Here is a 21153-nt window from a genome sequence, read left to right as displayed (position 1 = left end):
GGAATGTAGACATGGGTGAAGAAAAGATGAACGATAATCTGAGAATCATCCTTGAACGCGCGCGTTGGGCGCCCAGCGGGGACAACACGCAGCCCTGGTGCTTCGAAATACACGATGCCCAGCACATCACTATCCATGGACACGATACCCGGCAGTGGTGTGTCTACGATCTCGACGGCCATGCCAGTCAGATCGCACTGGGCGCGCTGCTGGAAACGATCGCTATCGCGGCTTCGACGTTGGGGCTGCGCGCCGAGTTTAGGCGGCGGCAGGAGGCGCCCGAAGAGCATCCCCTCATCGACGTTCATTTCACACCTGACGAGCAACTCATAGGCGACCCTCTAGGGCAGGTGATCGAGCAGCGAGTAACCCAGCGCCGAGCCTTTAGTACCCATCCGCTCACTGATGAGCAGAAAGCCGCACTGACCGCTAGTGTCGGAAATTCTTACGAAGTGCATTGGCTTGAGGGTGGGGCGGCGCGTTGGCGCATGGCGAAGCTGCTGTTCCGCAGTGCGCATATCCGATTGACCATACCCGAAGCCTACGAGGTGCACAGCCGTGTGATCGAATGGTGCGCTCGCGTCAGCGAGGACAGGATTCCGGATCAGGCGGTTGGGCTCGATCCGGTTGGGGTGAGTCTCATGCGCTGGGGGATGAAGAGCTGGCGGCGTGTGAGTTTTCTCAATCGATGGTTGGCTGGAACGTGGCTACCGCGTCTGCAACTCGATCTGCTGCCGGGCTATAGGTGCGCGGCACATGCGTTGATTGCAAGTCGCAACCCACTCAATGGCATAGATGCTTACCTCGAAGGAGGGCGGGCGGTTCAGCGTTTCTGGTTGACGGCGACTGTTCAAGGGTTGCAGTTCCAGCCGGAAATGACGCCGTTGATATTTGCGCGGTATGCGCGGGACCGGCGTGAATTCACCAGTGGCCCCCCCTCCTTGCAGAAAGCCCACATCGTGCGGGGCGCCCTCGAGGGATTGTTATCTGAGCAGGCTGTGCTTGATGGCATTTTTCTTTGCCGCCTTGGCGACGGCTCGGCGCCTACGGCGCGTTCCGTTCGTTTGCCGCTGGATCGCTTGATCCAGTAATCAGGCGCTCTGGTAAGCGAGCGACATTGTCTGCGGGAAGATCGATTCGCTTGTGTAGTGGATGTGGTTGTCCTAAGCCCTGGTCGCACGTCTATGTTTATCGCGCTGCAATAACCGTCTATGTAGATCTGGCGCTACTACAGCGCTGTTGGTCGACCGTTTGGCATGGTCTTATAAGGCGCAGGCTCAGAAGTGGCTGTTAGAGCGCTTCTCCAATGACTGTTTCGGGAAGGGGGCGTTGGGGTGTCATGCTCAAGGGAAAGTGGGTGTCGATGTTTTTTACGATCCTGTCCGTTATGCCAAGTGAGAGCAAGATGATGGATGAATACTAAATACTTTAAAAACAATCTATTAAATGTTTTTCGGGGTGGTTTCGATCAAGTTGGCTCGTTAGTTGCTTTGTTTGTAATTACGGGCGGGCCAAGGGCTCGTCGCGCACAAATCATCGGCATTGGGGAATGATCATGATCAGAGCAACTAAAGTGAAAGCAGTGTTGGGCGGAACAATGTTAGTTGCCGGGTTGGCTTTTGCATCCGCTGCCTCTGCAAATGTCTTTACTTATGTAACACCCGGCGGGACGATTGAGGCGGATGTTGGGTCTAATACGAGCGGCTACACGCCGATTACAACCACCAGCGTGCCTCTTTCTGGCTACTTCAATTTTTCAGAGTGGTTGTCAACTGGCAACGGCAACAGTTTTGGCTACCTCAACGGAGGTCTATCGGCAACTAATCAGAACGCCGATTACTGCGTAACAAGTGGCTGTCAATTGACGTTTCAAGTTACCGGATTGGTGCCGACCGGCGGCTCGACGACTATCGATGGGACCTCCTACTCGACCTATACTCCGGGGGCCATGAATATTTATGTCAACGATGGGAGCTTCAACCAAAATAGCCCAACCTTCGCGGCTGCAGGCCAGGGGACGCTTATGTGGAGTCTGGCGATCAATGATTTCATGGCAACGCCGATTACTCAGACTGGCCAGAATTTCACTTTCAAGGCAGAAGATGTCAAAGCTTCCACCAACAACGGTCAAACTGGTGCGCTTAACTGGATGCTGACAGAAGCTGGCGGACAAGGTGGACTTTTCTTTAGTGGAAACGCCACCTCGTATAATTCGGGTGCTCTGCCTGCATACAACTACCAGGCTGGCGGAACGGGGGGCTACTATGCTGTTCCCGAACCCAGTGATCTCGGCATGATGGGGCTTGGCCTGCTTATGGTTGGCCTGATGGGGCTTCGCTTCCGGCAGTCCCGTTTCCGCCGCAGCTGATTTTTGATTTTGTAGTATGGCTAGGGTTTCGGGCGACGTTTCATAAGCAAGATCTGTCGGCCGATCTTTTGGAGGCGCCCTCGTGGCGCCTCAGTTTTTTCTGGCTGTTCCCTCACAGTTTCTGCCTCTCCTTACGGGATAACGCGAAGCGAAGTTCCTGGATTGTTGCGCCATAATGTCGGTAGCACCTATTAGGTCAAAGAGAGGTCACCCAGCATTGAATTTCGACTATGACGAGGCATTCTCACGCACGATCGGTTGGATCACTCGTGGTGAACGCGAGTTGTTGAAAGGTCGTTGCGTAGCGGTGGCAGGCTTGGGTGGTGTGGGCGGCTCGCATGTGATGACACTAGCCCGCTTGGGTATTCAGCGCTTTAACCTCGCTGATATGGATTCTTTTGCCTTGGTTAACATGAATCGCCAGGCCGGGGCCTTTTGCTCGACTATGGGTGAGCCCAAGCTCGATGTGATTACACGCATGGCGCGGGATATCAATCCCGGAGCCGAAGTTCAGGGCTTCCCCGAGGGCGTCAGCAAAGAGAATCTAGGGCGCTTTCTTGATGGCGCCGATCTCTATGTGGATGGTCTCGATTTCTTCGAGATGAATATTCGACGGGCAGTGTTCGCGGCATGTCGAGAGCGGGGAATCCCCGCACTGACTGCGGCGCCGCTCGGTGTGGGTGTGGCGCTGTTGGCCTTCGATCCGCAAGGCATGTCGTTCGAGGACTATTTCGATCTGGAAGGGCGTACTTTCGACGAGCAGTTGTTGCGCTTTATGGTCGGTCTGGCGCCGCGAGTATTGCAGCAAACTTACGTTGCAGATCCCTCGGCAGTGAGTTTCAGTGAGCGCCGTGGTCCGTCGACGCCCATGGCGTGTGAACTGTGCGCCGGGGTGGCTGGCGCGGAGGCGATGAAGCTGTTGCTTGGGCGGGGGCGCGTTTCATATGCGCCCTCCGGGCTTCAATTCGATGCCTACAGGCAAAAGATGGTTCGTACCTGGCGACCTGGTGGAAATCGTAATCCCTTGCAGCGTCTGATCTTGGCGATTGCCGGCCGACGCTTGAAGAAAATGGCTACGTAAGCCAGCCCAGAGCGGATATGGGAATCAGCACCTATGGGGAAGCGTGGCTGGGTTGAGATTATGGTTCGACAGAAGGTCAGTCCATCCAGCGCATGGCTTGGGCGGACAGCGCAAGTCCACAGGCTTTGGGGGGCTGTTGTCGCCGTTCTTTTGGTGGAGACGGTCTGGGCAGCGGGAGGGCGGAAAAGATCTGCTTTCTTAGCCGGGCAAAGAAGCGGCATTGGAAGGCGCCAAACCGAAACGACGTCAAATCATCAAGTACTGCCATGTGTCTGCGGGGATGGCTCGAAATATACAGCTGCCGTCCCGCTGTCCTCTGGCGTAACGGGGGCTGATAGATGAATTCAAGGCGTCTTTTGGGATCGTACATCAGCTCCTCGTCGTTTTATTCGGCCCGGCATTGAAAAAATGGAGATGCAATATTCGTGCGGATTTTCTTTTTTTGTCTTCGTGGGTGATGTCTGATTTCCTTTTTGTTCTTTAACTTGTTGATTTTTTTATATTAAATTTTATCATTTTTCGATCTGCTGTCTTGGTTGGTTTGATTGCGGATGGGTACGGTGAAGGGAGTTTGTAAAGGAATTCGACGGATCAATGTCGATATTGTCCATGGTGGTTTTGAGATGGATACGAATCGGAATGCAGTGCGTTATGATCGAAATATATAAGACCGTAAGCGAGCGTTTCGTACTGAGTAGACAGCTTATTATGGGCGGTTGATGGATTGTTTCGTTGATGAACAGCCGGGTTAATCGCGTAAGCTGCTTTGGACGGGTACATTTCGCCCAATAACAAGGAGTCGTTTTCTATGTCGCGTCTGATTCCGCCCTATGGGGGAGAGTTGAAGGACCTTTATGCAGCGCCCCCTGAGTTCCCGGAGGGGGATCCGCCGCAGAATTTACCTTGCGTGATCTTGAGCGCCAGGCATTTATGCGATGTTGAGTTGCTGCTCAATGGCGGGTTTTCGCCTTTGGATGGTTTCATGACGGAAGCCGACTACAACCAAGTCGTGGATTCGATGCGCTTGGCGGATGGCACGTTATGGCCGATGCCCATCGTACTTGACGTGTCTGCAGACTTTGCTGCTTCACTTGACAGTGGATGGATAGAGTTGCGGGACGCTGAAGGCGTACTGGTGGCACACATGGAGGTGGCTTCTTGCTGGCGGCCGGACAAGGCCCGAGAAGCCGAGGCTGTATATGGTAGCAACGATGTCGCGCATCCGGCGGTCGATTATCTGTACAACCGGACCGATGAGTACTACCTGGGTGGACGGTTGTTCGGCGTGAACGAGCCGTTACACTACGATTTCCGCTCCTCACGTTTTACTCCGGCACAGCTGCGTGGCGAGTTCGAACGCCGTGGCTGGTCTCGTGTAGTGGCGTTCCAGACACGCAATCCTATGCATAGAGCCCATCTGGAATTGACCTTTCGGGCCGCGCAGATCGCTGAAGCCAATCTGCTGATACATCCGGTGGTGGGTTTGACCAAACCCGGTGACGTCGACCACTACACGCGAGTTCGCTGCTATGAGCACGCTCTGCGACGTTTTCCCGAGCAGACGACGATGCTTTCCCTACTGCCGTTGGCCATGCGTATGGCGGGGCCGCGTGAAGCCGTGTGGCACGCGATCATCCGGCGCAACTATGGCTGCAGCCATTTCATCGTGGGCCGCGATCATGCCAGTCCCGGCAAGGACAGCAGCGGCGAGGATTTCTATGGCCCGTACGACGCACAGGATTTGGTCAAGGAGCACCAAGCCGAGCTGGGCATCGAAATGGTGCCGTTTCAGGCCATGGTCTACGTGGAGGAACGTGCGGGGTACAAGCCGGTTGACGAGGTCGATGAAGGTGAAACGGTTCGCTTAATCTCGGGCACAGAGTTACGGCGTCGCCTGCGCGAAGGCTTGGATATTCCTGCTTGGTTCACGTATCCCGAGATCGCGGAAGAGCTGCGCCAAACCTATCCGTCGCGACACAAGCAGGGTTTTACGGTTTTCTTCACCGGTTTGTCGGGAGCGGGCAAGTCTACTTTGGCAAACGCGCTGCTGGTAAAGCTGATGGAGGCCGGTGGGCGACCGGTGACGCTGCTGGACGGTGACGTCGTGCGCACTCATTTGTCCAGTGAACTTGGCTTCTCGAAAGAGCATCGTGACCTCAATGTGCGGCGGATTGGGTTCGTGGCAAGCGAGATCACCAAGAATGGAGGTGTTGCGATTTGCGCTCCGATCGCTCCCTATGCAAGTACGCGCAGGCAGACCCGGCAGATGATCGAGGCGGTAGGGGGCTTTGTGGAAGTCTATGTCTCGACCCCTTTGGATATCTGTGAATCCCGTGACCGTAAGGGGCTCTACGCGAAGGCGCGTGCGGGCCTGATCAAGGGATTTACCGGTATAGATGATCCATACGAGGCCCCGCTCGATCCCGATATAAGTTTGGATACGAGCGACCTGCAGCCGGAAATGGCTATCCAGCGTGTTCTCCTCAAGCTGGAGGCGCTGGGTTTTCTGGCTTGAGGATACGCCTAAGGATGGTGGGAGGGGAGTATGACGAATTTTAGTAGCTATTTCGCTTTGCGCATTGCGCGAACGAGGGCGGAAATCGAGCGCTTGCAGCATTTGCGCTGGGAGGTCTACTGCCGAGAGTTTCACTACGAACGTGAAGAGGATTGTCCGAACCAGCGCGAGGCGGATGCGTTCGACGTGTCCGCCTTGCACGTCTACGCCGAGCATCGTTCTAGCGGCCAGTTGGCAGGTACCGTGCGAATCCTGTGCGCAGATATGCTAGAAGGCATCTTGCCGCTGGAACAGGCCTATTCGGTGCATGATCAGACTTTGGACTTTAGCGATGTACCGAGGAATCATCTGATCGAGATTTCACGCTTGGCGGTATCCGCGAACTTTCGGCGCCGATCAGGTGAAGGGCTTTCGCCGATTGGATTGAATGTGCTGATGGATCCGGATGAAATCTCGATCATGGAGCGCAGTTTGCCCTTGTTGCCCTTGGCGCTTTATTTGTCGGTGGCTGCGATTGTGGACGTGCGTAGGGTGCATGAGACACTAGGATACGCCATGATGCAACCGCGGCTCGTGCGCTTGTTGAAGCGCTTCGGCATTCAGTTTCAACAGGCGGGGCCGGAGATCGAATATCATGGAAGGCGGGCCGCTTATCGCATTACGCTCGATGAGGTCGTGGAGGGGCTCGACACATCCATGCGAGCGCTGTACGACTCGCTGCTTGAAACGATATCCGCCGATCTGCCGCGTCGATCGGCATTCCCGGGGTCCATCTGCGCACCTCTGGAGAATGGATAACCACCCGCGGCGTGATATCCCAAGTGTATCCTCGCTTAACAGGTTGTTGAAATTCGCTCAGGCGAGTGCGAGAGAAGGAAGCGTCGGGCGAAAAAGCGCAGTTTACGGGGTGTAAATGAGCACAAGAGCCCGATTCTGACGCGCTATCGCGCCGCATGAGTAGAATTTCAACAGCCTGTTAAGGCACTGATGGCGGTACGGGCCAGCGGCAGGTACACGTGGCTGTTGGTTTGGGCTCTCCCGGCCATCGATGCGGTCGAAATTAATGATATCCATGGCCGGGGACAGATCAAGTCCCGTTCTGCAGATGTTTGAGCAGCGCCACGGCCGCGGCCTTATCCTCGAATTCTTTGTTTTTCCCGAGAATGTCTGTCAGCAATGTGGCAGCTTTCGCCTTCTGCCCCGTATCAGCCAGAGCCTTGGCGTAATGGTATTGGATCTGTGGGCTGTCTTTTTGTGCCGCAGCGGCCTGTTGCAGCAGTGGAAGCGCTTTCTCAGGATGGTGCTGGCGGATGAGCAGCCAACCGTAGGTGTCCATGATCTGGGGGCTTTTGGGCGCCAGGTGGTAGGCTTTTTCGGCGAGCGGTAGGGCCTGATCGACACTCTTTTCACCGACGATGAACGCGAGGTTGTTGAGGACGATGGGATTATCCGGGCTATCTTTCAGCGCAAGGCGGTATTGTGTCTCCGCATCCTGCAATTTGCCGACGTTCTGGTAGTAGCTTGCGAGGGTAGAGCGGGCGGTGACGTCGCGCGGATGTTGCTGCAACCAGGCCAGCAGGGGCTCAAGCGCTTTGTCGGAACCACTGCGCAGGCCTGTGGCGAAGGCCTTGATCGCCAATGTCCTCGATGGCGAAAGTTTTAAGGCTTGCATATAGGCGGTACGAGCCTCGCCATAGTGTTTCTGCTGGGTATAAAGGTCACCTTTGATTTCTTCCGCAGCTGCTTTTTCGGTCGTCCGTGTCGCCAGTTTGTCGGCTGTCTTGAAGGCGGCTTCGGGGTCCTTGTTGTCTAGTTCCAGCATTGCCAGGGCCCTGACCGCCGGGACAAACTTGGGATGCTTGGCGACTATGTTCGTCAGCGTTGTCTGAGCCTCCTTGGGTTTTTGGAGGGCTAATTGTGCGCTGGCGACAGTCAGTGCATAGCGCGGATCGTTCGGTGCAGCGGCTGCGGCGGCCTTGATGGTTTCGAGTCCTGCTTTGTTCTGCTTGTCGGCTAGTTGCGCACGTCCTAGCAGACTCAGGATTGCCGCTGCCTTGGGCGCCAGCTTCACGGCGCGCTGCGCTGTCTCGACTGCCTGCTTGGTTTTCTGTTGCCGTAGCTGGAACTCAGTCAGAATGACCAGTGGTGCGAGCGTCTGTGGGTGGCTGCTGCTGGCCTTGTCGAGCCACTGAGTAACTTTGTCGGTCTGGCCGCGCTGGGCGGCGATACGCGCGAGTGCCAACTGCGCGGGTAGATTGCCGGGGGCGTGCCTCAGGGTGTTTTCGAACGCTCCATGCGCTTCGGCCAATCGGTTTTCCCGCAGCATGAGTGCGCCGAGGGCATTGCTGGTGGCGGGGTTGTCCGGCGCAATTTTTTCGGCTTTGCGCAGTATGGTTTCAGCGCCCTTGTTCGAGCCAGCGGCGAGCATGATCGCCGAGGCTAGATGCAGGACATTCACGTCGCGGCCGTGCTCCGCGGCGATGGATTCGGCTATTTTGATGGCCTTGCCAGGCTCGCCGTTGCGGATGAACGCCGCGGCGGTAAGGCGCTGCGTATCCATGGCGGTATTGCTGTTGCCCTTGAGCGTGCTTAGCGTCGACAAGGCTTTTTTCGAGTCGCCCTTTATCAGAAACGCCTGCGCCAGCGCGAGATCGATTGCGGCGCGGTACTGTTCATTCTGAACTTTGCTTTGGAGGGTGGTCAGTGTCTGGATCGCTTGTGTCGGTGAACTGAACAGCGACAGTATTTCATTGGTGGAGACGCCGCCTTTTTGGGCGAACAACGTATCCAGCGCCGTCTGGCCATGTCCGGAACGCATCTGGATCGAGGCGAGCAGGCGGCGTGCCATAGGGTTGTCGGATGCTTGAGCGAGCGCGCTGCTGAGGTAGTTCGTGGCCAGTACGTCGTGGTTTTGAGCAGCCTCTGCAACACCGATCAGGGTCAGGGATCTCGCGTCGTAGGGATTGGCGTTCAGCGCGGTCTGCAGGTGCTGCACGGCGGTGGGGTAGTCTTTTTCCTGGAACGCCAGAAGGCCACTGAGATAGTTTGCGTAGGGTTCCTTGGGAGACTGTTTCAACATCAGTGCGAGGTTTTTGTGTGCCTGGGTACGCTGACCGGTGGCGATCTGCGCCTCTACCAGGCGTGCACGGAGCATGAAGAGTTGGCCTGGCGCCAGTTGCGGCGTGCCCACGGACAAGGCCTGCTGAAGGTTTTCGGCCGACTTCGTGTACAGTTTTTCTTCAAGCAGGGCTATCCCCTTGATGGCTAACGCCTGGCCGTTTTTTGCGTCCAGCGCGAGGGCCTTGTCGGCGGTGACGATGGCCGCTTTCGGGTGTTTGTCGATGAGCGCCAGGGTGGCTTGCCCGGCCACGGCTCGTGCGAAGCGGGGGTCTTTCTCCAAGGCTGCGGCGAATGACTTGTCGGCCTCCTGCAGTTGTTTGAGGCCGATTTGAGCCTCACCTTTGGCCGTGAGCATGGCCGCCTGAAGTTTTGTCGAAGTGACCTGTTCCGGATGAAGTTCGGCCAGAGCTTCCTTGAATTTTCCCGTCTGGAGCAATGCACGTGCGAGCGGTAGCTCGACGTTCTCGGGGTGTGCGCCGAGCTTTTGAGCGCGCTGCAGTTGCACGGTGGCGGCAGCAGGGTCGCCGACGTTCAGTAGCAGCGTCCCGAGGGCAAGTCGGCCCTGGCGGTTTTCAGGGTGTTTTTTGACTAGGTTGCGCAGTTCGACGAGTGCGGCGCGGTTTTTCCCGGCCGAAACGTATTCGCGTGCCTTCTGCAACTGAGCCTGCTCGCTGGGGCCGGAACCGCATCCAGCCAACATGAGGCTTGCCGAGAGCACGAGCGCCAAGGGTAGAAAACGGGATATTGCGATACGCATTTGGGGTTCCTTTTGTCGGAGCGCTCGTCAGTCTGTGCTGATTCTATGGCGTTTCAGCAGATCATAAAGGGTTGGTCTGGAAACGCCCAGAAGTTCCGCTGCCCGGGTGAGATTGCCGGCCGCTACGTTGAGGGCGCGCTCAAGCGCGTCGCGCTCGGCGTTTTCACGGGCCTCACGAAGCGTGGGCGGTGCATCGTGAAGGTCCTCCGCCAGGCCCAGGTCCTCGCAATCGATCATGCGCCCTTCAGCCATGATGACCGCCCGGTTGATGCGGTTTTCGATTTCGCGGACGTTGCCTGGCCATGGATATGCTTGAATGGCGATCATCGCGTCCGGTGTGAAGCCTCGGATCGCACGGCCATGTTGCTGGTTCGCCCGGCGCAGAAGCGCCTGGGCGATAGGTACGGCATCGCCGTTGCGTTCGCGAACCGGCGGCATGTCGATGACGATTTCGCTGATGCGGTAGTAGAGATCCTCTCTAAATGCGCCGGTGCTTATCTGTTCGCGCAGATCCCGGTGCGTGGCACATAGAATCCGTACGTCCACGGGGATTTCGGTGCGCCCGCCGAGGCGTTCGACCACGCGTTCCTGGAGAAAGCGCAGGAGCTTGGCCTGCAGTTCCAGCGGCATGTCACCGATCTCGTCGAGAAACAGCGTGCCCTTGTCGGCTGTTTCGATTTTGCCCGGAGTTTGCTTTATGGCGCCGGTGAACGCGCCTTTCTCGAAACCGAACAATTCGCTTTCCAACAGGGTCTCCGGGATCGAGGCGCAATTGATGGCAACGAAACGCCCCTTGCTGCGTCCGCTGAGTTCGTGCAGCGCCCGCGCGATGACTTCTTTACCGGTGCCGGTTTCTCCGAGAATGAGCGTGGTGGCATTGGTCGGAGCCACCTTTTCGACCAAGCGGACGATTTTGAGCATGTTCTGACTGCTGGCGATTAGTCCGCTGAGTGGCGAACTCATGGAGCGCTGCAATGCCTTGTGTTCCTGTTCAAGCGTCCAGATCTGCAGGGCCCGGTCGATGATGATGTCCAGTACGTCGACGTCGAGCGGCTTCTGGTAGAAGTCCCAGGCCCCCAGGCCGATAGCCCGTACCGCGCTGGTCTGGTCGCCATTGCCCGTGGCGACGATGATCTTGGTGTCGGGTGCTAGAGCCAGAATGTTCTGCAAGCAGGTCATGCCTTCCTCTATGCCGTTGGCGTCGGGCGGCAGTCCGAGATCCTGCAACACTACCGCCGGGCTGTGCTGGCGGACCATGTTGAGCGCCTGTTCGCGCGTCTCCGCGAACACCGGTTCGTATTTTTCCAGCGACCAACGCAACTGGCGCGTCAGACCCGGATCGTCCTCCACTACAAGCAGGCCCTGCCGCTCCGTACTCATTCGCGTTGTTCTCCCCTCGTTACGGGCGCTGTGCCCGGCGATCGGTGGTTGGTTTTATGGTACTCAGCAGACCGTGGCAACGGCCAAGCCGTTCCCAGTAGCTAAAGCCGGGTGACGAGGCGTCGACGTCACCGTATTACTCGGCTGTATGGACTGGTTCCTTCGCTCGCGGGAGCCAGATGCGGAAGCGCGTTCCCTTTCCCGGAATACTTTCCACTTCGACATCGCCGCCATGTTGCCTGGCAAATGCTTGGGCCTGGTAGGCACCTATGCCCATGCCGCGCGAGGACTTGGTCGAGTCGAAGGGCGTGAATAGACGCTCGCGCACGAATTCCGGGCTCATGCCGCTACCGCTATCGACAACGTCTATCAGAATGCGTTCGTCCTCTGGAGTGATCTTAACGCAAACCTCGCCGTCGGCTGCAGTGGCGTCCTGAGCGTTGCGGATGACATGCTGCAGGATCATCGAGAATGCGTGGGTGTCGGCGCTGACCCGGCTGGGAGTATCCCGTACGGCGATTTCCAGATGAGGCCGTGGCGTGCGGTCGGCTGCCTGCGCGACCGCCTGGCCTGCGATATCCTCGACCGCGACGAGGAGGCGGTTGCCTTCTTGGCGTCCGCTCTGCAATTGCGCGAGAAGACGCGTCATGCGCTGTACGGAGTCGTCGATGGTGGCGATCATGTCGTCGACGAAGGTGGGATTGTGTTTGTGTTTGGCGGCGTTCTTGACCATCAGTGACTGCTGTGCGATGAGGTTCTTCAGGTCATGCATCAGGAAGGTGCTGAGCTGGTTGAAGGCCTGGAACTGTCTTGCCTGCGACAGCGATTGCCCGGCTTCATGCTGGGCTAGATAGGCAGCGAGTTGCTGACCTACGGCTTTGAGCAGGTCGCGGTCTTCCCAGCTGAGGTTGCGCGGCGCGCGCGAACGGGGCAATACGACGAAGGCGATCAGAGCGTCTTCCTGAATCAATGGTACGACCAGCCACCAATTGGGAAGGGCCGATAGCCAACTCGGCAGATCGAGATCGCCATGCTGCGCGGTGTCTACATGATAGCTGCCGGCGTCGATGATCCAGTGCCGTGCGTGCATAAAGGTAACCAACGCACCGTCCAGCGGTTCTGTCGCGCTGTCGGGTACGTTCAGGTTCCAGCGGGCGACAGGGGCGTAGCGGCCGATGGAATCCCTTTTGACCCACAATGCTCCGCCCGGGCTGTCGACGATTTCCGCAATGGCATGGATGACGCGCTCGTACGGCGACTGGACGGATTCCTCGGTGTGGTACAGGCGATGTATGAGCCGGTTCCATTCTTCCCGGTAGTCATACTTGTATGTGTGGAAGTGTTTGATCAAAAATACTTTTATTCTGGCGCGCACCTGTCCAGAGGTGAATAGAATCAGCAGCACGATGGCTGCCGCGAATACGAACAGAATCTGCCAGAAACTTCCCCAATTGCCTCCCATGTAACGGATGTAGTAACCGCCGGCGGACATGACCAGCAGATAGGCGCCGGCCGCCAGCAGTGCCGCGGTGTGAAAGACGATGCGGCGGGAGACGAATATGCCGCCGGACCACGTTGGATTGCGGGCAGCGGCGACGGCCATCAATGGGGCTGTCAGCGCAATGACGGCACCTCTGGCAGACCAGAATGCAGGGTCGATGTGATGGTAGAGCAAGCCCAGGGAGTAGAGCAGCAGGTCGTATCCGAGCTGGACGCCTACGCCGATGCACAGAAACTTGAGTGCCCAACGGCGTTGGGGAGCAATGTTACGGCAGAATTGTTCCAGCAGAACCAGGCCGATGATGGACAGGCTGAGTCCGCCGCCCGTCAGGCTGGCCTGCATGTTCACGTGCAGGGCGGCGGGCGGGAACACCGTCGGTGAAAACGCCCAGATGATCCAGGTGGCAGGGGCCAGGAGGGCTACTATCTGTAGCCATTCGCCGCGACGCGAAGAGCGCAGGAGGCGGGATAGAAAGAAGAGCCAGGCGCCGTCGCGCACGGCTTCGCCCGATAAGATGAACTGCCACGGAAGTTTGTGGAGAAACGGCGTCAACGCCAGCAGAGTCAGCCACGCGGTGTTGATCAGAGTGGCTGCGGCGAAGGTCGCGCCAAGCAATCTGCCGCGCCAGTTGGTCAGTAGCAGCAGTGAAAGGGCGGCAAAGGCTATGGCTCCCGCGCCATAACTCGCTGTGACAATCCAGGCCGATTGTTGCATAGATGTGCTTCAAGAACGGCGGCGTGTCGAGGTGCCGTGTTTCCCGGGCTCGGCAGTGGGGGCCTCTCAGCGGCCACCCTTGCCGAGCAAAATGACTTCCACCGTGCCCAGGAGAATGTAGAGGTCGAGCACCAGATTCGCATTCTTTACGTAGTAAAGATCGAATTGCAGCTTCTCCAGAGCATCGCGATTGGTGGAGCCGTAAGGATAGGACAGCTGCGCCCAACCGGTGACGCCGGGGCGCACGCGGTGGCGCAGGTCGTAATAGCTGATATGCCGGCGCAGTTCCTGAATGAACTCGGGCCGTTCCGGACGCGGCCCGATGAGGCTCATGTGGCCGAGGAAGACGTTGAATAGCTGAGGGAGTTCGTCGACGCGGTATTTGCGAAGGAAGGCACCGACGCGGGTGACGCGATCGTCCTTGGTCGAGGCCCAGCGTGCCTTGCCGTCCGCTTCGGCATCCACCCGCATGCTGCGGAATTTCAGAATCTGGAACGGTTCGCTGTTGAGTCCAATCCGCGTTTGGCGATACAGCACAGGCGCCCGAATGCCTTCCTCCAGCCAGATGGCAAGCACGGCCATGAGCATGAAGGGCCAGCTGACGAGCAGGACGAGCAGGGCGAGCAGGAGGTCGAACAGGCGTTTGGTTACCTGGCGGGGCCAGCCCTGTTCGAAACCTTCCGAGAATATGATCCAGGCGGGGTTCATCAGGTCGGTCTTGAGCTTGCCCATATAACGCTCGTAGAACGATACTGCTTCGGAAACGCGCACTCCTTCTAGCCTGAGCTTGAGCAATGCCTCGATCGGCAGCGACTGGCGCCTCTCGTCCGGCACCACGATGATTTCGTCGACCCTGTGTTCATGGGCGAGGCGGACCAGGTCGTTGTCGGACAGGCCGAGGATCGTTTCGTTGGTGACGTGGAGCGTTTCGCCGGGGACCGGGACGCAGCCGACGATGCGGAACAGCCTGCGGTCCGCCTTGCGTTGCATGCGCTCGAGCAGGCTCAGAGCGTTTTCACCGGCGCCGTAGAAGAGGATGCGTCGTTTGAAGGTTTCCTGGTCCAGTACGGATATGAACAGTACATGCGTGCCGGCGATGCCGACGAAGGCGAGCAGGCCGGCCAGAGCCATGATGCCGCGTCCGATGTAAAGCTCGGGCAGCAGGTAGTACATGATCGACAGTGCCATGGCGGCGAGCCCGACGCCAACCAGCACCTGCATGATGATCTGATCTATGGTGCCGCGCAGTTGATGGCGGTATAACCCGACGGCCACTAGGCACAGGCTGATGCCCAAGGTGAATACCACGGCCCGCGGTAAGAGGTATTCCAGGTAAATTTCAAGGTGTGGGGTTCCATGCAGGCGCAGCCAGGTCGCCAGATAGACCGCCCCGAACGCTATGCCGGCCTGGATGAGCGCCAGAAAGATAATGCCCTTGGATAGGTGATGGCCGAAGGCTCTGTTTCTTGGCATGGACGAACCTGTTTCTGGATTAGAGCGAGCTATATGGTTTTAGCAGCTTTTCATTGCGGCGGGGCGAACATTTCCGATTCCGTGGCAAGGCGCCTTCGGTGCTTCTCGCGGCGGCCGCAGCACCCTATGCCTTGCATTACGGCGGATTGTCCCCGAGCCGACAGTTGGTGTAAGCAGGTGTCCATTCACGTTCCGTCGTGATTGTTCAAAGCCGCCGAGCCGGATGGCGAGACGCCGCTGCTGGAATCGTCCTCGATCTCTACGCGGGTATGGCATCAGTAGATTGCACATGACACGAATTTGTCCAGTGCGAATGGGGCTATTCTATCCTGTATTGCGTTGACCGGTGGCAATGGCGTTGATGGTGCGCAGCAACGGGGCCAGCCAACGCTCGCGCTCGTTGTCGCTCAAGTCCGTCCCCCGATGTCGCCGTAGCAGGGTGATCTGGATGTGGTTGAGCGGGTCAAGATAAGGGTCGCGGCGGGTCAGCGACAGCGCTAGCGTGGTGTTTTCGGCCAGTACCGTGTCGGCAGCGGTGATCGACAGAATCTCGCGAACCGCGCGCTCGTATTCCTCGCGAATGGTCTCGTGTATCCCTCCGGCTTGCTGCTTGTCGGTCGCCAGGGCGGTGTACTCGCCCGCGATCTGCATGTCGGCCTTGTATAGAGACATCTGGGTGTTGCCCAGCAGTACCTGCAGGAACGGCCATTCGGCATACATCGCGCGCAACTGCTCCAAGCCGTCCGGGCGGGCCTGCCGCCAGCGCTCCAGCGCGGTGCCGATGCCGTACCAGCCGGGGATGGTATAGCGGGCCTGCCCCCAGCCGAATACCCAGGGAATGGCGCGAATCGATGACTTGCTGCGGTCGCCACTCTTGCGGTGCGAGGGGCGCGAGCCGATGTTGAGTTGGCCGATCTCGCTGACCGGCGTGACCTCGTAGAAATAGTCGATCAGTCCCGGCGTGTCGTCGGTCAGCGCCCGATAGGCCTGTTCGCCCAGTTCAGCCAGTTGCGTGGCGGTTTCGAGGTAGGCGGAGCGATCCTGTCGGACCGGACCGATGAGCCCGCGGCTGGCCTTGAGCAGGCCGGTGCTGCCCATGGTCAGTTCGTAGACCGCCGTTTCGGGCTGGCCGTAGCGGTAGTAGAGCACTTCGCCCTGTTCGGTGAATTTGATCTGTCCCTCCACGGTGCCCGGAGGCTGCGCAGCGATCGCTGCGTGGGTCGGACCTCCGCCGCGGCCGACGGTGCCGCCTCGGCCGTGGAACAGACGGCACTGCAGGCCGTGCGCCTGGGTGATGGCGAGAATTTCCCGCTGGGCGGTATACAGGCCCCATGCCGAGGCGAGGATGCCGCCGTCTTTACAGGAGTCCGAGTAGCCCAACATTATTTCCTGCACGTTGCCGGAAGCACGCAGCATTTCGGCATAGGCCGGGGTGTCGAGCAGCCGGCCGAGCACGCCGCGTACGTGCTTGAGATCTTCCACGGTTTCGAACAGCGGCGAGATGCGGATGTGGCAGAAGCGGCCGTGCTCGTCCTGTCCGCAGAGGCCGTTGAGCCGGGCGAGGAACAGCACCTCGAGCACGTGACTCGCCTGGTGGGTCATGGAAATGACGTAGCTGCCGAACGGGTCGCCGCCGGTCTCGTCACGCAGCCTGCCGATGGTGGCGAAGGTTTCCAGCGTTTCGCTCGCCTCGTCGTCGAGTTCGCGCATATCGATGGGACTTAGCACGGGCGTATCGATGTACTGGGCCAGCAGTCCGATGCGTCCGTCTTCATCCAGAGCGGCATAGCGGCTGCCTGGCGCGAGTTGTTCGAGTACCGCGTCGACGGCGCGGGTGTGCACGGTGGATTCCTGGCGCACGTCGAGGCTGAGCAGGTGAAAGCCAAAGGTTTCCACCAGGCGTATCAGATCCTGCAGTTCGGCGCCGGCGATGAGGGCGTCGCCGTGAGAGATCAGCGAGTCGCGGATCAGCTTGAGGTCGTCGAGCAGCTCCTGCGCGCCGCGATAGGCGCCGGGAGCGGGGGCGGAGTGTTTCCCTTCCAGGCGATGCCTGACAGTTTCAAGCGTCAGCTGCAGGCGGTAGCGCATCGCGTAGAGCTTGCGCCGGTACGGTTCGTGTTCGAAACGCTGCAGGTGCTCGTCATAAGCGCCTTCATCGAGGTGGGTGTCCCGCTCCAGGCTGGCCAGAAACTCGGACGAGGGTTGGCAGAGGCGGTTGGAATGTGTCAGGCGCTTGCTGAGGTCCACCAGGCGGTGATGGTATTCCTCCAGCGCTTCGCGCATCTGCAGTCGCAGGGCCAGTGTTGTGGTCTCGGGTTTGACGAAGGGGTTGCCGTCACGGTCTCCGCCTATCCAGCTGCCGAAGCGGATGAAGCTGGGTACCTCGACGGTGCCGGTGCCGTAGAAGCGGTTGACCGCCCGTTCGGCGAAGCGATAGGTCTGTGGCACCGCTTCGAACAGACTCTCGCGGAAATAGTACAGACCGGTGCGGATCTCGTCGCTGACCTCGGGCTTGCGTATGCGGACCTCGTCGGTATGCCATAGCGCGAGAATTTCCATGCGCAGGCGTTCGAGCAGAAAGTCGCGCTCCAGCGGACCCCAGCGGCGGATGTTGAGCTTGTCGTTGACTAGGAAGATGCGACGCAGGATCTCCATGATCGTGCGGCGGCGTGCCTCGGTCGGATGGGCGGTGATCACCGGGTTGTAGCTCAGGCGGTCGAGTAGGGCCTGCATCTGCTGTGCGTCGATACCCTCGGCATGCAGTTCGTGCACCGTCTGCGCGAAGGAGCCCTTCCAGAAGCGCTGCCCCTTGGATACCTGCTGCCGGCGCCAGCGGTGCGCATGGTCCTCCTCGGCGATGTTCACGAGGCTGAAGTAGGTGCTGAAGGCGCGAATGACCTGCTCCAGCGTGTCCGCGTCCAGTCGCGCGATGTAGCGCAGCAGGCGCGCGCGTTTGGCGGGATCCTCGCTCTTGCGCAGGCTGATGTAGCCCTTGCGCAATGTTTCCACGGCGGAGTAGACGCGGCGTCCTGCGTGCGTGCGCAGGACCTCGCCCAGCAGCGAGCCGAGCAATTTCACCCGTGAACGCAGCAGCTTGTCGTAGGAACGTAGGTGGGGAACTTGTGAGTGTGCCATACGCTGTGACTCGCCGTAGTTGTCCAGGCCGCGCGCTGCGCGGCGGCGCTGGTCTGGAGTGCCGTAGTGTGGCCAGGATGGGGGCAGCCGGACGGCCGAGTATAGCAGCTTGCTGATATTTCGATGATTCTGCGCCTGGGCAGGGGCTCAGAGCAGGGATTCGTACATCGCAATATATTGCTTCGCACTGCGCTCCCAGCTGAAATCCTGCGCGATGCCCGCGGCCATGAGTGCATTCCAGATCTGCGGATGGGTCCAGGTGTCTACAACGCGCTCCAGCGCCACGCCCAGTTCCATTGCGCTCGCGGCGTCGAAAGCGAAGCCGTTGGCCGTGCCTGCGGCGAGTGTTTCGGAGGTGGCATCGACCACTGTATCGGCTAGGCCGCCGGTTCGGCGTACCACCGGCAGGGTGCCGTAGCGCAGGCTGTACATCTGGTTGAGGCCGCAGGGTTCGAAGCGCGACGGCATGAGGAAGGCGTCGGCGCCAGCCTCGATCTGGTGGGCAAGCCCCTCGTCATAACCGATGCGTACGCCCAAGCGCTGCGGGAAGCGCGCTGCAAGGCGCTCCAGGGTCTGTTCGAAGCGTTTTTCGCCGCTACCGAGCACCACTGCTTGCACGCGTCCGTCGGTCAGCAACGGTTCGAGTGCGGCGACGATGAGATCTGCACCCTTTTGTTCGACTAGGCGGCCGATGTGTCCGAACAGTGGTCCGGGGTGGGTGTCGTCGAGACCGAATTCGGCGCGCAGCGCCGCGCGGTTGTGACCCTTGGCTGGGCGGTCCAGCGGATCGTAGGGCTGGCTGATGTGCGCATCGGTGCGCGGATTCCAGACGTCGGTGTCGATGCCGTTGAGAATGCCGCTCAGGATGTGGGAGCGGTGGTTGAGCAGGCCTTCCAGGCCGTAGCCGAACTGCGGCGTGCGGATCTCGCGGGCGTAGCTCGGGCTGACCGTGTTAATGCGGTCGGCGTAGGCGAGTCCCCCTTTGATGAAGGATAACTGGCCATAGAACTCGAGCCCTTCGGGATTCCACAGCTTGCCTGCCAAGTTAAGCTCGGCGAGCGCCGTGAGGGGGAACAGGCCCTGATAGGCCAGGTTGTGGATGGTGAATACGGTGGCGGGGCGGTCGGGCTGCTCGGCAAGCAGGGCCGGGGCGAGGCCGGTCTGCCAATCGTTGCAATGCAGGATCTCGGGGCGCCAGTCGTTCGGGCCGTCGCCCTGGGCGAGGGCGGCAATGGCGCGCGAGAACAGGCCGAAGCGCAGGTGATTGTCCTGCCAGTCATGTCCGTCAGGTGCGCGGTACGGGTCGCCGGTGCGGTCGAAGTAGAGCGGTGCATCGACCAGCCATACGGGCAACGGCGTGCCGGGTAGTTTGCCCTGCAGTAGTCCCACGGGTTGACGCTGCCCCGGGATGTCGAGTTCGCCGACCTTGCGCCAGTGCCGACCCCGAGTGACCGCGGCATAGGCCGGCAGGACGAGACGTACGTCGTGGCCGAGCGCGGCGAGCGCCACGGGTAGGCTGCCGCTGACGTCGGCGAGGCCACCGGTCTTGATCAACGGGTGCGCTTCGCTACTGGCAAAGAGGATGCGCATTTTTCTTGTTTCCTCGGGGTTGCGCGCGTTCATTGGTTGCGCGAAAGTCTATACTCCACAGGAGTACTGTCGGTCATCCGTGGCGATTCGTCGATCAAGCTGCCTTGAATCGACAGCGTTGCAGCTTTCCGTCCCATGCGTTTTCTCGCTGTCGCGGAGCCCTGAGCGATCGCCAGGAGTGGTGCGGCACGCTTCGAGTTTCAGCCAGCCAGTCGATTGAGCTTGGCGTGGTCAGCCTGAGACTATAGCTCAGCCGTCTTCCCGCAGACCAATTCGCCCTATTCGAGGTTTCCATGCTCGATCCCTGTACTTTCGTCATTTTCGGCGCTACCGGCAATCTAGCCGCCCACAAACTACTGCCCGCCCTGTACCAGCTTGAACGCTCCGGGAGCCTGCCGGACGAAATGGCCGTGGTTGGCGTGGGGAGGCGCGACTGGGACGATGAGCTGTGGCGCGGAGAGGTCGAGGCGCTGTTGCGCGTGAACGCACGCGAGGGCAGTTTCGACGAAAAGGCCTTTGCCAGCTTCGCCAAGCGGCTGCATTTCGTGGAAGGCAACATGCGCGAGCGCGCCTGCTACGACGCGTTGTCGATGCGCATCGACAACGATGCCCAGCTACCGTCGGCGAATTTGGTGTTCTACCTGGCCATCCCGCCCTCAGACTTCGGCGCGGTGAGCCAGCATCTGACGGAAGCGGGGCTCAATCGCGAGGAGGAAGGCTGGCGTCGCCTGGTGGTGGAGAAACCGTTCGGCTACGACCTGGAAAGCGCGCAGATGCTCGACCAGCGGCTGCACAAGTATTTTTCCGAGGAGCAGATATTCCGTATCGACCACTACCTCGGCAAGGGCACCATTCAGAACATCCTGGTGTTCCGTTTCGCCAACCTGCTGCTTGAGCCGTTGTGGAACCGCAACTACATCGATCATGTGCAGATCATTCATGCCGAACGCCAGGGCACCGCAGGACGGGCGGAGTACTACGACGGCTCCGGCGCACTGCGCGACATGATCCAGAGCCATCTCCTGCAGATGCTCACCCTGGTGGCCATGGAGCCGCCGGCCTGCATGGACGCCGAAGCCCTGCGCGACGAGAAGGTGAAAGTACTGCGTTCGATTCGCCCGATCCCGCAGTCCGCGGTGCATGCGCACGCGTTTCGCGCCCAGTATGCGCGCGGCAAGGTGGACGGTGAGGCGGTGGCTTCCTACGTGGAGGAGGAGGGTGTACCCGCGGGCAGCGTCACCGAGACTTTCGCGGCGCTCAAGCTGTACATCGACAACTGGCGCTGGCGCAACGTACCCTTTTATCTGCGCACCGGAAAGCGCATGGCGGCTAACACGTCCATGATCAGCATCCGCTTCAAGCATCCGCCGCAGCAGCTGTTCCGCGAGACGGCGGTCGAAGCGCTGCGGCCGAACTGGATTCTGCTGGGCATACAGCCCGACGAGTGCATGCGGGTGGAGATGCAGGTCAAGGAAGCTGGACTGGAGATGCGCACGCGTACGCTGCAGCTCGACGCCAG

General features: G+C 59.5%; 12 protein-coding genes. 6 read left to right on the top strand and 6 right to left on the bottom strand.

Going from position 1 to position 21153, the window contains the following annotated elements; genetic code table 11:
• The first annotated feature begins 11 nt into the window (after positions 1-11).
• The 5 genes from P8014_RS06855 to P8014_RS06835 all read left to right on the top strand — a co-directional run bounded on the left by P8014_RS06855 (position 12) and on the right by P8014_RS06835 (position 6762).
• Positions 12-1091, top strand: coding sequence for a hypothetical protein (locus P8014_RS06855; RefSeq protein ID WP_337816569.1), 1080 nt, complete (start codon positions 12-14; stop codon positions 1089-1091).
• Between the two features lie 464 nt (positions 1092-1555).
• Entirely contained in the window at positions 1556-2368 is an 813-nt protein-coding gene (locus P8014_RS06850; protein ID WP_337816568.1) for a PEP-CTERM sorting domain-containing protein, read from the top strand.
• Positions 2369-2585: 217 nt separating this feature from the next.
• Entirely contained in the window at positions 2586-3449 is an 864-nt protein-coding gene (locus P8014_RS06845; RefSeq protein ID WP_337816567.1) for a ThiF family adenylyltransferase, read from the top strand.
• A gap of 808 nt (positions 3450-4257) precedes the next feature.
• Positions 4258-5964 carry a bifunctional sulfate adenylyltransferase/adenylylsulfate kinase gene (locus P8014_RS06840; protein ID WP_337816566.1) on the top strand — a complete coding sequence of 569 codons (1707 nt, stop codon included), beginning with the start codon at positions 4258-4260 and terminating at the stop codon, positions 5962-5964.
• A gap of 30 nt (positions 5965-5994) precedes the next feature.
• The gene (locus P8014_RS06835) at positions 5995-6762 is read left to right on the top strand and encodes a PEP-CTERM/exosortase system-associated acyltransferase (protein WP_337816565.1); all 768 of its coding nucleotides are present in this window, start codon (positions 5995-5997) and stop codon (positions 6760-6762) included.
• A gap of 289 nt (positions 6763-7051) precedes the next feature.
• Here P8014_RS06835 and prsT read toward each other — a convergent pair whose 3' ends face one another.
• From prsT to glgA, 6 genes are all read right to left on the bottom strand, one after another.
• Positions 7052-9841 carry an XrtA/PEP-CTERM system TPR-repeat protein PrsT gene (gene prsT / locus P8014_RS06830; RefSeq protein ID WP_337816564.1) on the bottom strand — a complete coding sequence of 930 codons (2790 nt, stop codon included), beginning with the start codon at positions 9839-9841 and terminating at the stop codon, positions 7052-7054.
• A 27-nt stretch (positions 9842-9868) separates the two neighbouring features.
• On the bottom strand, positions 9869-11221 hold the full coding sequence (prsR, locus tag P8014_RS06825; RefSeq protein ID WP_337816563.1) for a PEP-CTERM-box response regulator transcription factor: 1353 nt from the start codon (positions 11219-11221) through the stop codon (positions 9869-9871).
• Positions 11222-11357: 136 nt separating this feature from the next.
• The gene (prsK, locus tag P8014_RS06820; protein WP_337816562.1) at positions 11358-13436 is read right to left on the bottom strand and encodes an XrtA/PEP-CTERM system histidine kinase PrsK; all 2079 of its coding nucleotides are present in this window, start codon (positions 13434-13436) and stop codon (positions 11358-11360) included.
• A gap of 66 nt (positions 13437-13502) precedes the next feature.
• On the bottom strand, positions 13503-14909 hold the full coding sequence (locus P8014_RS06815) for a TIGR03013 family XrtA/PEP-CTERM system glycosyltransferase (RefSeq protein ID WP_337816561.1): 1407 nt from the start codon (positions 14907-14909) through the stop codon (positions 13503-13505).
• A 324-nt stretch (positions 14910-15233) separates the two neighbouring features.
• Positions 15234-18044 (bottom strand): phosphoenolpyruvate carboxylase, encoded by a 2811-nt coding sequence (ppc, locus tag P8014_RS06810; protein WP_337816560.1) that lies wholly within the window; start codon positions 18042-18044, stop codon positions 15234-15236.
• A 147-nt stretch (positions 18045-18191) separates the two neighbouring features.
• Complete coding sequence (gene glgA / locus P8014_RS06805; protein WP_337816559.1) at positions 18192-19634, bottom strand: glycogen synthase GlgA; 1443 nt, start codon at positions 19632-19634, stop codon at positions 18192-18194.
• 293 nt (positions 19635-19927) lie between these two features.
• Here glgA and zwf point away from each other — a divergent pair.
• The coding region (gene zwf / locus P8014_RS06800) for a glucose-6-phosphate dehydrogenase (RefSeq protein ID WP_337816558.1) at positions 19928-21153 on the top strand (1226 nt) is incomplete at its 3' end.

The sequence above is a fragment of the Acidihalobacter sp. genome (assembly GCF_037381185.1).
In the GTDB taxonomy this organism is placed as follows: domain Bacteria; phylum Pseudomonadota; class Gammaproteobacteria; order DSM-5130; family Acidihalobacteraceae; genus Acidihalobacter_A.
This window is presented reverse-complemented; position numbering and strand designations above follow the sequence as displayed.